The organism is Arthrobacter sp. YAF17, assembly GCF_052113365.1.
GTDB lineage: Bacteria > Actinomycetota > Actinomycetes > Actinomycetales > Micrococcaceae > Arthrobacter.
Genome location: NZ_JBFRDB010000025.1, coordinates 23,788 through 36,139 on the forward strand (window position 1 = coordinate 23,788; position 12,352 = coordinate 36,139).

Sequence of the window (12,352 nt, forward strand, 5' to 3'; positions counted from 1 at the left end):
GATTATGCAAGGGGCGCTCTCCAGCCCGGCAGGCTCGCCGCCGCTGCCCGGTCCGGCTTGCGCCGGGCCGGGCGACGGCGGCGGGCGACGGCGGCGGGCGCACCGCCCGGATCAGCCGGCAGCGAGCTCGTGCTTGATGGCAGCGATGAAGGAATCAACGTCGTCCTCGGTGGTGTCGAAGGAGCACATCCAGCGGACCTCGCGGGCCGCCTCGTTCCAGTCGTAGAAGCGGAAGGACGTGCGGAGCCGGTCGGCCACGCCGGCCGGGAGGATGGCGAACACGCCGTTGGACTCGGTCTTCTGGCTCAGTTCGACGCCGGGGATGGACTCGACGCCGGCCCGCAGCCGGGACGCCATCGCGTTGGCGTGCGATGCCGAGCGCAGCCAGAGGTCACCCTCGAGCAGGGCGATGAACTGGGCGGACATAAACCGCATCTTGGAGGCCAGCTGCATGTTCATCTTGCGCAGGTAGATCAGCCCCTGGGCTGCTGCCGGGTTCAGGGCGATCACAACTTCGCCGAACAGCAGGCCGTTCTTGGTGCCGCCGAAGGAAAGGATGTCCACGCCGGCGTCGCGGGTGAAGGCCCGCAGCGGCACGCCCAGATGGGCGGCGGCGTTGGCCAGCCGGGCGCCGTCCATGTGCAGCTTCATGCCCTTGGCGTGGACATGCTCCGCGATGGCCCGGACTTCCTCAGGCGTGTAGCAGGTGCCGAGTTCGGTGGTCTGGGTGATGGAGACGGCCAGCGGCTGGGCGCGGTGCTCGTCGCCCCAGCCCCAGGCTTCCTTGTCGATCAGTTCGGGGGTGAGCTTGCCGTCCGTCGTGGGGACCTGGAGCAGTTTGATGCCGCCGATCCGCTCGGGCGCGCCGTTCTCGTCCATGTTGATGTGGGCGGTCGAAGCGCAGACCACGGCGCCCCAGCGCGGCAGCAGGGACTGCAGCGAGAGCACATTGGCGCCGGTGCCGTTGAAGACCGGGAAGCATTCGATCCCTTCGCCGAAGTGATCCTCCATCAGCTGCTGCAGCCGGGCGGTGTAGTCGTCCTCGCCGTAGGAGACCTGGTGGCCCTCGTTGGCCGCGGCCAGGGCCGCCAGCACTTCGGGGTGGACACCCGAGTAGTTGTCCGAGGCAAAGCCGCGGACGGAGGGATCGTGGAGCCGCGCCGCAGTGCTGGCAGGGGCAGTTTCAACTGTGCTTGTCATCGATTTGCTCACGCTTTCAGTCTAAGGAAGTCCGGGCCCAACGGCTAAGTCCAGGGCACGGCTGAGGTTTCGGATCAGCGTTTGATTTCTGGGACCAGCGGCAGCCGCCGGCCGTTCAGTTCGGCCGCGGGGGAAGTGAAGAGCCCGACGGCGGCAGCGGCCAGGTCTTCGACGTCGGTGAAGCCCGGGAAGGTGCGTTCCGGGGACTTCGCCCGCATGGCGGCATCCACGAGGGCCTTCACTACGAAGATCACGGCGGCGCTGCGCTGTTCCACGGCGACGGTGTCAGTGCCGGGCTCCTGCTTGCGTCCCGACTGCCCGCGGTGGAATCCGTCGGCGACGGCCAGAGTCCAGGCCTCGGCGGCGGCTTTGGCGGCCACATAGCTGGCGCCGCCCGCCGTCGGCTGGCCCACGGCGGTGGAGGACACCATGGCGAAGCGCCCGGCGTCGGAGGCCGCCAGGTCGTCATAGAAGACCCGCGTGACGTTCCGCAGCGTGGTGACCGCGCCGCTTTCCAGGAACTCCCAGTCCTCGTCGCTCTGGTCCGTGATGCCTTTGGCGCCGCGCCAGCCGCCCACCAGGTGGATGACGCCGTCGACGGCCCCGCCCGTTTCCGCCAGTCGGGCATGCACGGTGGCGTGCAGTGTGCGGACGTCAGCGAGGTCGGCGAGGTCGCAGACGAGCGGCGTGACGCCGCTGCCGGCCTCGGCGGCGGCCGCCTCGATCCGGGGCCCGTCCGAGCCCACGGTGAAGACAGTGTGCCCCGCGTTGCGCAGGGCGCGGGCGGCGGCGATCCCCGAAGGGCCGCTGCCGCCCGTGACCAGCACGTTCAGGGCGCGCCCGGTGCTCATCCGGCGTTCATTGCGGCGTTTGTGGCGGTGCCGGCCGTGCCCGTGTCCGACGTGCCCGTGATGCCGGCCGTGGATTCGATGACGGGGCGCATCTTCTTCTCGAGTGCCTCGTAGAACATGGAGAGCGGGAACTCGTCGTCGAGCACCTGGTCGGTGAGGCCGCGCGGCGGCCCGGCCAGCGGCAGCACGTCCGGACCCTTGGCCCAGACGGAGGCCGGGTTGGGGGTGACGGTCCCGGAGATCAGCTCGTAGGCGGCGAGCCAGTGGGCCATCTTCGGGCGGTCGATCGAGCGCCAGTACAGCTCCTCGATTTTGGCGCCGAGTTCAACCACGACGCCGGCGGCTTCGTCCCAGTCGATGCTGAGCTTGCTGTCGGTCCAGTGCAGGACGTGGTGCTGGTGCATCCAGGCGAAGAGCAGCTGGCCGCCGAGGCCGTCGTAGTTGCGGACCCGGCTGCCGGTGATGGCGAAGCGGAAGATCCGGTCGAAAATCACGGCGTACTGGACCAGCTTGGCGTGCCGGCGGGCCTCCGGGTCGGCGTCCTCATCCTTTTCGATCTTCACGGATTCGCGGAAGGCGGTGAGGTCGCAGCGCAGTTCCTCGAGGGAGTAGAGGAAGTACGGCATGCGCTGCTTGATCATGAACGGGTCGAAGGGAAGGTCTCCGCGCATGTGGGTACGATCGTGGATGAGGTCCCACATCACGAACGTTTCCTGCGTCAGCTCCTGGTCCTCCAGGAGCGCGGCGGCGTCCTCGGGAAGCTGCAGGGAGGTGATGTCCGCGGCGGCGCGCAGGACGCGGCGGAAGCGGGCGGCCTCGCGGTCGGCGAAGATCGCGCCCCACGTGAAGGTCGGGGTCTCGCGGACGGCGACCGTCTCGGGGAACAGCACCGCGGAGTTGGTGTTGTAGCCGGGGGTGAAGTCGAGGAAGCGGATCGGGACGAAGAGCTTGTTGGAGTATTCGCCCTCTTCCAGGCCCCCAATGAACTCGGGCCAGATGACCTCGATCAGCACGGCCTCGACCAGGCGGCTGCTGCTGCCGTTCTGCGTGTACATCGGGAAGACCACCAGGTGCTGCAGTCCGTTGACCCGGTGCTGCTGCGGCTGGAAGGCCTGCAGGGAGTCCAGGAAGTCCGGCACGCCGAAGCCGCCGTCGGCCCAGCGGCCGAAGTCGGTGACGAGCAGGGAGAGGTAGTCGGCGTCGTGCGGGAAGACCGGCGCCAGGGCCTGGATGGCCGCCGAGATGCTGCGGACATATCCGCCGGCCGCCTCGTGGTTGGCGGCGTCCGGGACGGAGCCGTCCTGGACCTGGAGCGCCTGCAGGGCGGTGGCGGCAGCCTTGAGCTGGAGCCACTCCGGGGAGGTGGCCGAGATCGGGGCAGTGGTGGTGATAGCGGTGGTGGTCATCGCAGCAGGCGCCTTTCTATTGACTGGGAGCGTCGCTCTTCAGTGTCTAGATCGAGCGTAGCAAGCAATCAGGATCCCTAATGCAAAATCAACCTGAGCATAAGAAAGTCTGTGGCAAACGGGCTGCGCAAGCCGGGCCAGCTCCAGCGGAGGCGTGGCTTCCCGCCCCGCCTGGACGGCAAAGGGCCCCCTCGGCAACTGCTGATGCGGTGCCGTAAGAGGGCCCTAAGTTGTCCGGTTTGCGTTGTCTACCTGCACGCCCGGGCTACTGGCCGGCGTCGTCCGCCGAGACCAGCTTCAGGGAGACCGAGTTGATGCAAAAGCGCTGGTCGGTCGGGGTTCCGTAGCCTTCGCCCTCGAACACATGGCCAAGGTGGGAGTCGCACGTGGCGCAGCGGACCTCGACCCGTTCCATGCCAAGGGTGCGGTCGTGGATGTACCGGACCGTCCCCTCCGCGAGCGGGGCCCAGAAGGAGGGCCAGCCGCAGTGCGAATCGAATTTCTCCTGGCTGGTGAACAGCTCAGTGCCGCAGGCGCGGCACTGATAGACGCCGGTGGTGTGGGTGTCCCAGTACTCGCCGGTGTAGGGGCGCTCGGTCCCGGCCTGGCGGAGCACGCGATACTCGTCAGGCGTCAGCTCCTGGCGCCACTGCGCGTCGGACTTTTCAACCGACGGATTGTCGCCCGGTCCGGTGGCACTTTCGGCCGCGGTCCCTTCGGGGGCGGCGACGGGTGAGACTTTGGGCCTGTTGCTAAAGATGCTCATAGCCTGAATAACGCTCAGGAGTCCCCGATAAATCCCGATCCCGCGTACAGATGCAGGACAGGAAGGCCCAGCTTGTCCTGGGCCTTGGTGGCCCAGTCGGTGTGGAAGGTGTCCGCGACGGCGTGCGGGCGCGTGATCACGACGGCCTGTCCGGCGCCGAGCTCCCGCACCCGGGCGACCATTCCGTCGACGGCCTTGCCCTCGACGATTTCGCCGGTCACACCGCTGCCGAGCCCGGCCAGGGCCGCGAGCGAGGCGGCCAGGGTCTCGGCCGCTTCGGCGCGTTCCCCTGCGGGATCGGAGTGTGCCGTCAGTTCACGGAAGGCCTTGGAGATTTCCAGCAGGGACAGGTTCTCCAGGAAATCCACCAGGAGGTGCCGCTCGGTGCTGGCCGGAACCAGGACCACCACGGGCGCATCACCGCCGGCAATCAGGGTTTCGATGTTGACGCGGTCGTCCGCGCCGAGGGGCTCTTCTGTCAAAATGACGATTGGATCACTCATGCCCCCAGCCTAGTCGCGCGCCGGTGCGCCCGCACAGATTAGGGCGCGGAGAACCCGCTAGGGGCTGTTTGAACGCTCCGGACGGCGGTTCCGGGGCATGCGTTGCCAACCAGCTCGACCTGCCCTCCGGTGGTGCGTGGTGCCCCCAAATGCCACTCCCGGCCAGGAGTTCGGTAAGAATGGTGCCATGGCTTCCTCCCTACGCCTCCTGCCGGACCCGCAGCGGATCACCACCGCGCGTGGGAAGGCCGCCCGCGCCGTCGCGAACTCTGCCGCCGACGTTTCCGTCCCGGGCAGTGCCAAGTGGGCGTTGGGGGGCATCATCGGCGGCAGCGCCGCGGCCGGCCTGCTGGCCGCCGGTTCCTCAGCCCTTGCCCTCTATTTCGCCCGCCGCGTGATCACGCCCTCCCGGGTCCGGGAGGAGGACCAGGAGGTGCTCGCGGTGATCCGGGGCGATCATGGGCTGCAGATTATCCTCGCGGCTACGCCCGACGCCACGGTCGAGGGTGTCTACGGGTTTTTCTTCGACGGCGGCCGGGGGCATGCCCGGATCGGCCGGATCGTGTCCTACTCGCCCGCCGAGCGCACGGTGCAGCGCGAAGTTGAAGCCGTCTACAGCGGCGACCTCAGCTCCGTGCGCCGCGGCTATTGGAGCGGAGCCGTGTACCCGGACCCGGCCGGCGCCGGCCTGCCGTCGGAAGACGTGGACATCGACGTCGACGGCGGGACCGCGCCGGCATGGCTGGTCCGGGCCCCGCAGGAGTCGGGCGTCTGGGCGATTATGGTGCACGGCCGCGGCGCGAGCCGGCAGGAGTGCCTGCGGGCGGTCCGGACGGCACGGGAACTGGGCATGTCCAGCCTGCTGATCACCTACCGCAACGACGGGCTGGCTCCCTCCGCGCAGGACGGGCGCTACGGCCTTGGCTCCACCGAATGGCGCGACGTCGAATCGGCCATCGGGTTTGCGCTGGAGCATGGTGCCCGCGAAGTGGTGCTTTTCGGCTGGTCCATGGGCGGGGCCATCTGCCTCCAGACCGCCGATTTGTCCCGCTACCGCACCCTGATCCGGGCCATGGTGCTGGACGCCCCCGTCATCAACTGGGTCAACGTTTTGGCACATCATGCCGAACTCAACCGGATCCCGTCCGCGGTGGGCAGGTACGGGCAGCTGATGATGAGCCATAAGCTGGGCCGTCGGCTCACGGGACTCGCGGCGCCGGTGGACCTGAAGGCGATGGACTGGGTTTCCCGCGCCGTGGAGCTGCGGACGCCCACCCTGATCATCCACAGCGTCGACGACGAATACGTCCCTTACGGCCCGTCCGCGGTCCTGGCCGAGAAGAACCCGGAGATGGTCACCTTCGAGACCTTCGAGCGTGCCCGGCACACCAAGGAGTGGAACGTGGATCCGGAGCGTTGGGAGCGCCTGGTGACAGCCTGGCTCGGGCAGCAGCTCGCGCCCCGCTCGAACCCCGGCCAGCCCAATCCCGAGGCGCCTGCTCCGCCGAGTTGACACTTCACGGCAGTGTTGCTCGAAAACATTGCCGTTTACTGCACGCTCGACGCGTCCTGTGCGCTCCCGGGGCTTCGGGAACCCGTCAGTCCCGGCCGGTGCCGATCCGTGCCGTCTGCGCCCCGGTGAGGCGGATCAGTTCGGCCGGGCTCAGCTCGATGTCCAGGCCCCGCCGCCCGCCCGAGACCAGGATCGTGTCCAGCCCCAGGGCGCTGGCATCCACCACGGTGGGGGAGGGCTGCCGCTGGCCCAGCGGCGAGATGCCGCCCAGCACATAGCCGGTGCGGCGCGCGGCCACTGCCGGGTCCGCCATCGCCGCCTTCTTGCCGCCCAGCGCCGCGGCCATCGCTTTGAGGTCCAGGTTCCCGCTCACGGGCACGACGCCGACGGCGAGCCGGCCGTCGACGTCGACCATCAGGGTCTTGAACACCCGGGCCGGATCGACGCCGAGCATCTCCGCCGCTTCCAGCCCGTAACTGGCGGCCGACGGGTCGTGGCTGTAGGGGTGGGCGACGAAGGGAACCCCGGCGGCCGCAAGGGCTGCGGTGGCCGGGGTTCCCTGTGACGCCTGTTTGCGTGCCATTCTGTTCGGAGATCCGGGTTTCGGAATGCCTGGGTGGCCGGGACCGGTCAGGACTGCTGCGGGAGGGCAGCAACCTTGCGCTTGATCCGGCCCAGCATCGCCGTCATCCCGCGCATCCGCAGCGGAGTGATGGCCCGGGTGAGGCCCAGCAGCTCCGGCATGTCGTCGGGGACGGCCAGGATCTCCGCCGGGCTCAACCCGTCGAGGCCCTCGTGCAGCACACCCGCGAAGCCGCGCGTTGTGGGGGCCTCGGGCGGCGCCTTGAAGAAGAGCCGGACGCTTCCGGCCGCGCCGCCGTCGGACTTTTCCGTTTCGATCGTCAGGAACAGCGGCGACTGGCACTCGACAACCTGCTCCATCAGCTCCGGGTGGTCCTTGAGCCTATCCGGGAGTTCCGGGAGGTCGCGGGAGAACTCGAGCAGCAGCTGGAGCCGTTCGGGCTCGGTAACGGCCTGGAAGTCATCAACAATTTCCGCCAGTGCGGTGGGGAGGGCAGAAGTATTCATCACTTCCAGCTTACGCACGCGCGGCGAATGTGTCCTTGTCGGCGGAAGCGCACGGGGGGCTACAGGGCAGCCGGCACCGTGCCGCGTTCGGTTCCCTTGGCGATCGGGACGCGGACGGCGTTGCCCCATTCGGTCCACGAGCCGTCGTAGTTACGGACCGTATCGAAGCCCAGCAGGTACTTGAGCGCGAACCAGGTGTGGCTGGACCGCTCGCCGATGCGGCAGTACGCCACGACGTCGTCGCCCTCCTTCAGCCCGGCTTCGCCCAGGTACAGGGCCTCGAGCTCGGGGCGGGTCCGGTAGGTGCCGTCCTCGGCTGCTGCGCGGGCCCAGGGGATGGAGGCCGCGGTGGGGATGTGGCCGCCGCGCAGGGCGCCTTCCTCGGGGTAGGCGGGCATGTGCGTGCGCTGGCCCGTGTACTCCTCGGCGGAGCGGACGTCGATCAGCGGCTTGCCGAAGTGCGCCAGGACGTCTTCCTTGAAGGCGCGGATCGGGGCGTCGTTGCGTTCGACGACGGGGTACTCACCGGGCGTGGTGGCGGGCTTGTCTGTGGTGATGGTGCGGCCTTCGGCGATCCACTTGTCCCGGCCGCCGTCGAGCAGCCGGATGTCCTCGTGGCCGAAGAGTTCGAAAACCCACAGGGCGTAGGCGGCCCACCAGTTGGATTTGTCGCCGTAGATGACCACGGTGCTGTCGCGGGAGATCCCCTTGGCCGCGGCGAGGATCGCGAACCCTGCGCCGTCCACGTAGTCGCGGGTGACCTCGTCGTTCAGGTCAGTGTGCCAGTCGATTTTCACGGCTCCGGGGATGTGGCCGGTCTCGTAGAGCAGCACGTCCTCGTCGGATTCCACCACCACGAGCTTGCCGTCCTGGAGTGCGCCGGACTCGATCGCGGCAGCCAGCCACTCGGTGGACACGAGGCGCTCGGGGTGGGCGTAGGCGGCGAACTTCTCGTTCTGCTCAACGGGGTAGGGCATTTGAATAGCCTTTCACTCAAACGGTCAGGAGGCCGGGCCATGGAAGGATCGAATGCGGCGCCGGGCCTTCTCCAACACTAGCCACGCCCCGCGGGGATTGCTCCACCGCGTTCACACTCGGAAATATGGCCTTCGTCACGCGGCGTTCTCCGTGCACGACGCCCGACCATACCTCCCGTCGGGGAGACCGCGCATTGCCGGTATTCTTTCTGGGGACAAGAGACCAGCAGAACGGACCACCTTGGTACAGATCGAACAGCTCGCCGCCCGCACCCCGGCAGTTTCAGTGGATGAACTCCTCAACGGGTTTTATCCGTCGCCGCGCTTCGGTGAGGTTTCGTTTTCCAGCTACCGGCCGGATCCGGCCCAGCCCAGCCAGGCCACTGCGGTCAAGGCGCTGGAGGGATTCGCGGCCAACGTCGGAGCGCGCGACGGCGATGGACTCTTCAAGCGCCTCTTCGGCAAGAAGGACACCTCTCGGGCCGGGATCTACCTCGACGGCGGCTTCGGCGTCGGCAAGACCCACCTGCTCGCCTCGCTGTGGCACGCCGCCCCAGGGCCCAAGGCCTTTGGCACCTTCGTCGAATACACCAACCTTGTTGGCGCCCTGTCCTTCCGCAAGACGGTCGAGGCGCTGAGCCACTACAAGCTGGTCTGCATCGACGAATTCGAGCTCGACGATCCGGGCGACACGGTGCTGATGTCCCGGCTTATGCGCGAACTGGCCGACGCCGGCGTCAAGCTCGCGGCCACCTCCAACACCCTGCCGGGCTCCCTGGGCGACGGCCGCTTCGCCGCCGTCGACTTCGCCCGGGAAATCCAGGTGCTGGCGGACCAGTTCGACGTCGTCCGCATCGACGGCGAGGACTTCCGCCACCGCGGACTGCCGGCCGCGCCGCAGCCGCTGCCGAACGAGCAGCTGACGCACCACATGCAGAACGAGTTCCATGGCAAGACGGTGGCACGGGATGAGTTCAGCACGCTGATCGACCACCTGGCCGGCGTCCACCCCAGCCGCTACCGCCAGTTGCTCGACGGCATCGAGGGCGTGGTCTGGAAAAACGTCCACACCATCACCGAGCAGGCCGTCGCGCTGCGTTTTGTGGTGCTCGCGGACCGGCTGTACGACAAGGACGTGCCGATCCTGGCCAGCGGCGTGCCGTTCGACCAGCTCTTCACCGAGGAAATGATGACCGGCGGGTACATGAAGAAGTACTTCCGCGCCGTCTCGCGGCTCACCGCTCTGGCCCGCGAAGGCCAGAACCACGAACCCTCCTAGCGTTTCCGGGCGACGCGGGGTCACCTACGGCCCATCCTGATGCACAGGATGGACGATAGGTGACCCCGCGTTGCTGCGTTAAGTGCCGTTACACGAGGTGCTGCCAGAGGGCTTTCCGTTGATTGCTGGGTGCTGTTGGGGGCCGCGGCGCTGGCCACCCTGTGGTTGAACGCCGGGCCGTTAAACGCCGGAGGTGCCGGCGCCGCCTCTCGGCGGGACCGACACCTCGCTGACGTATCTGGGTCAGAGGCCTGGCTGGCGGGGTTCCCCGGCAACGGGGGGCTGGCCGGCTACGGGAGGCTGTTCGGCGACGGGGGCCTCATTGGGCTGGTCGTTCGCCTTGTCCACGAAGTCGGAAGCGCCGCGCTGCACAGCATCGATTTTGTCGGCGTGCTTTCCGCCGGTCTTGGAGTCGACGAAGTCGCCGGCCTTTTCGATGCCGTCCTTGATGGCTTGTTCGTTGCCACCAATTACTTGCTGAGCCTTGCCCTTTAGATCGTCAAGTAATCCCACGGGCACCTCCCTTCGGTCTCGGAGCCAGATCGCTCCTTGCGTTTTCTACCCTAGCCGGAGGTGGCGGGGGTGCCAAGGGTGTCCGCCCATAGGGTAAAAGAAATCGCGGCGGTAGAACAGGGGAGAAGGACCCGGGCGGTCCAGGGGAGCCGCACACAAAAAAGAGCAGCTCCGTGGGAGCTGCTCTTGTGGTGGGCGATACTGGGATCGAACCAGTGACCTCTTCCGTGTCAGGGAAGCGCGCTACCGCTGCGCCAATCGCCCGCAACCGGAAGGATCCGGAGTGGAGTTGTAATGAAGAGAGCGGACGACGAGATTCGAACTCGCGACATCCACCTTGGCAAGGTGGTGCTCTACCAACTGAGCTACGTCCGCATTTAGTCCATGCCGGCTGGGCCGGTGGTACTGCATCAAGCAAGTTGCCTTGCTCTGGTGGGCGATACTGGGATCGAACCAGTGACCTCTTCCGTGTCAGGGAAGCGCGCTACCGCTGCGCCAATCGCCCCTTGCATCCGACCTAGACCGGAAACCAGGGTTTTCACCGAGGTGGGTACGGGATTCGAACCCGTGTATACGGCTTTGCAGGCCGCTGCCTCGCCTCTCGGCCAACCCACCGTGTAGATAGGATTCCGAAGAACCTTACCGTGACAGTGTCCTGCGAGCGGACGACGAGATTCGAACTCGCGACATCCACCTTGGCAAGGTGGTGCTCTACCAGCTGAGCTACGTCCGCATTATTGTCTGCAATTCCCCGCCGCAATCGGCATTTCCTCGCGTTCCAACGAGTAAGAACTCTATAGGAGGTTCAGGGAACTTACAAATCGAAACGACGACGGCGGGCGCCATCGCCGTCGCATCCTTGAGTTCTAGGGGTTCTTGCTAATTACAGCACTGTAATTCGCTGGACTTTCCCCGGCTCTGACACGGCGTCCTGGTGGGCTGCGGAGTTCCTGGGTGTGTCCGTAGTGCGTCTGTAATGGACGCATTCGGGAACACTGGAGCATCGCGGCGCCCCGATTTCTAAATTCCGCCGTGGTGGGCTAGCATTCAATGGCATTGGGGCGATTGGCGCAGTGGTAGCGCGCTTCGTTCACACCGAAGAGGTCACTGGTTCGAACCCAGTATCGCCCACCCAAAAAATGGTCCGTTCCGCTCACCGAGCGGGGCGGACCATTGTTGTTAGTACAGCCGGACCGCTGTTTCGCCACTGTCAGAGCCCCGTGAAAGAGTCTTGCCATGACTGCCCCACTTCTCGCCCACGCCACGGACTACGGCCGGATGTATGCCCGCTCCACCTCGGAGCAGTTCTCCGTCCCGTCAATCACCACCGTGATCGGCCAGCAGCCGCACGGCCTGGACGGCTGGTTCGGGTACATGGGTGCCAACAGCCTCGCCCAGGATCCAACCCTGCCCGGCATCCTCGGCAGCCCGGCCAAGGTGCGCCAGGCGGTGAGCCGCGCGGCGAAGGCGGCGGAGACCTACCGGGACGACGCGGCGAAGCGCGGGGACAGGGTGCACAACTACTGCGAGCAGGTTGCTTTGCGCGCTCTGGGCCGTCCGCACCAGATGAAGGAAACCCGCGAAGCCCTCGCCGCGAACGGTGAAGAAGCCTTCGCAGCCCGTTTCGACGAATGGTGGGATCTCTTCCAAGTGGAGCCGATCGCCCCGGAAATCACCGTCTGGAACAAGACCGTTGGCTACGCCGGCACCCTGGACCTCGTTGCCAAAATCAACGGCCGGACCTGCCTCATCGATTACAAGACCAAGGGCACCAGCCGAGACGGCACCGTCAAACCCTTGGATGACAAGGTAGTCATGCAACTCGTGGCTGGCATGAAGGCCGAGGAAAGCCTCGTGGACCCGGTTGCAGGGGAGTGGGAGTCCTGGCAGCACGGCGAATCCCCGATCCTGCTGGCGGTTGCTGTCGGCCAGACGGAAGTCCGCCCACTGCGCGCCAACCCGGACGTCCTGAAGCATCACTGGTGGAAGTTCTGCGCCCTGCGCCGCGTCTGGGAAATGTCGGCCGACACCACAGCCGCCGGAACGGCGCTACTCCCGCTCGCCCCGCCGCCCATCGCCCGGTAGGCCGGACGGCACCGGCACGCCCCGCTGTGCGTCCCCTGGTAGGCCGAACGCGACCGACACGTGCCGCTGTGCGTCCCCTGGTAGGCCGAACGCGACCGACACGTGCCGCTGTGCGTCCCCTGGTAGGCCGAACGCGACCGACACGTGCCGCTGTGCGTCCCCTGGTAGGC

At 67.1% G+C, this 12,352-nt stretch carries 12 protein-coding genes and 6 tRNA genes; 4 read left to right on the plus strand and 14 right to left on the minus strand.

What is annotated here, in order from left to right; genetic code table 11:
• Positions 1-111: 111 nt before the first annotated feature.
• From AB4Y67_RS17000 to AB4Y67_RS17020, 5 genes are all read right to left on the minus strand, one after another.
• Positions 112-1,200 carry a threonine aldolase family protein gene (locus AB4Y67_RS17000; protein WP_441406945.1) on the minus strand — a complete coding sequence of 363 codons (1,089 nt, stop codon included), beginning with the start codon at positions 1,198-1,200 and terminating at the stop codon, positions 112-114.
• A gap of 74 nt (positions 1,201-1,274) precedes the next feature.
• Entirely contained in the window at positions 1,275-2,051 is a 777-nt protein-coding gene (locus AB4Y67_RS17005) for an SDR family oxidoreductase (protein WP_441406931.1), read from the minus strand.
• Positions 2,048-3,457, minus strand: a complete 1,410-nt coding sequence (locus AB4Y67_RS17010) for a DUF6421 family protein (RefSeq protein WP_441406932.1) — start codon at positions 3,455-3,457, stop codon at positions 2,048-2,050. Before AB4Y67_RS17010 ends, AB4Y67_RS17005 begins: the two co-directional genes overlap by 4 nt.
• 265 nt (positions 3,458-3,722) lie before the next feature.
• Positions 3,723-4,223 (minus strand): peptide-methionine (R)-S-oxide reductase MsrB, encoded by a 501-nt coding sequence (msrB, locus tag AB4Y67_RS17015; protein ID WP_441406933.1) that lies wholly within the window; start codon positions 4,221-4,223, stop codon positions 3,723-3,725.
• Positions 4,224-4,237: 14 nt separating this feature from the next.
• Positions 4,238-4,726, minus strand: coding sequence for a hypothetical protein (locus tag AB4Y67_RS17020; RefSeq protein ID WP_441406934.1), 489 nt, complete (start codon positions 4,724-4,726; stop codon positions 4,238-4,240).
• A gap of 187 nt (positions 4,727-4,913) precedes the next feature.
• Between AB4Y67_RS17020 and AB4Y67_RS17025 the strand changes: the two genes are divergently transcribed.
• A complete protein-coding gene (locus AB4Y67_RS17025; protein ID WP_441406935.1) occupies positions 4,914-6,239 on the plus strand; it encodes an alpha/beta hydrolase family protein in 1,326 nt (441 codons plus the stop codon).
• A gap of 85 nt (positions 6,240-6,324) precedes the next feature.
• On the opposite strand, the gene ybaK is transcribed toward AB4Y67_RS17025, so the two are convergent.
• From ybaK to AB4Y67_RS17040, 3 genes are read right to left on the minus strand one after another with little or no spacing between them, the layout of a single operon-like run.
• Positions 6,325-6,822 carry a Cys-tRNA(Pro) deacylase gene (gene ybaK / locus AB4Y67_RS17030; RefSeq protein ID WP_441406936.1) on the minus strand — a complete coding sequence of 166 codons (498 nt, stop codon included), beginning with the start codon at positions 6,820-6,822 and terminating at the stop codon, positions 6,325-6,327.
• A 47-nt stretch (positions 6,823-6,869) separates the two neighbouring features.
• A complete protein-coding gene (locus AB4Y67_RS17035; protein ID WP_441406937.1) occupies positions 6,870-7,328 on the minus strand; it encodes a SufE family protein in 459 nt (152 codons plus the stop codon).
• Positions 7,329-7,387: 59 nt separating this feature from the next.
• Positions 7,388-8,305 (minus strand): sulfurtransferase, encoded by a 918-nt coding sequence (locus AB4Y67_RS17040; RefSeq protein WP_441406938.1) that lies wholly within the window; start codon positions 8,303-8,305, stop codon positions 7,388-7,390.
• A 241-nt stretch (positions 8,306-8,546) separates the two neighbouring features.
• Here AB4Y67_RS17040 and zapE point away from each other — a divergent pair, with 241 nt between their 5' ends.
• On the plus strand, positions 8,547-9,584 hold the full coding sequence (gene zapE / locus AB4Y67_RS17045; protein ID WP_441406939.1) for a cell division protein ZapE: 1,038 nt from the start codon (positions 8,547-8,549) through the stop codon (positions 9,582-9,584).
• Positions 9,585-9,827: 243 nt separating this feature from the next.
• Here zapE and AB4Y67_RS17050 read toward each other — a convergent pair whose 3' ends face one another.
• The 6 genes from AB4Y67_RS17050 to AB4Y67_RS17075 all read right to left on the minus strand — a co-directional run bounded on the left by AB4Y67_RS17050 (position 9,828) and on the right by AB4Y67_RS17075 (position 10,830).
• Positions 9,828-10,097, minus strand: a complete 270-nt coding sequence (locus AB4Y67_RS17050; protein WP_441406940.1) for an antitoxin — start codon at positions 10,095-10,097, stop codon at positions 9,828-9,830.
• Between the two features lie 189 nt (positions 10,098-10,286).
• Positions 10,287-10,361: transfer RNA gene (locus AB4Y67_RS17055), tRNA-Val, on the minus strand.
• A gap of 38 nt (positions 10,362-10,399) precedes the next feature.
• Positions 10,400-10,472: transfer RNA gene (locus AB4Y67_RS17060), tRNA-Gly, on the minus strand.
• Positions 10,473-10,527: 55 nt separating this feature from the next.
• Positions 10,528-10,602, minus strand: a tRNA-Val gene (locus AB4Y67_RS17065).
• A gap of 39 nt (positions 10,603-10,641) precedes the next feature.
• Positions 10,642-10,712, minus strand: a tRNA-Cys gene (locus AB4Y67_RS17070).
• 45 nt (positions 10,713-10,757) lie between these two features.
• A tRNA-Gly gene (locus AB4Y67_RS17075) sits at positions 10,758-10,830 on the minus strand.
• Positions 10,831-11,156: 326 nt separating this feature from the next.
• Here AB4Y67_RS17075 and AB4Y67_RS17080 point away from each other — a divergent pair.
• Both AB4Y67_RS17080 and AB4Y67_RS17085 read left to right on the plus strand, forming a co-directional pair.
• Positions 11,157-11,228: transfer RNA gene (locus AB4Y67_RS17080), tRNA-Val, on the plus strand.
• 105 nt (positions 11,229-11,333) lie between these two features.
• Complete coding sequence (locus AB4Y67_RS17085; protein WP_441406941.1) at positions 11,334-12,182, plus strand: cytochrome; 849 nt, start codon at positions 11,334-11,336, stop codon at positions 12,180-12,182.
• Positions 12,183-12,352 lie beyond the last annotated feature (170 nt).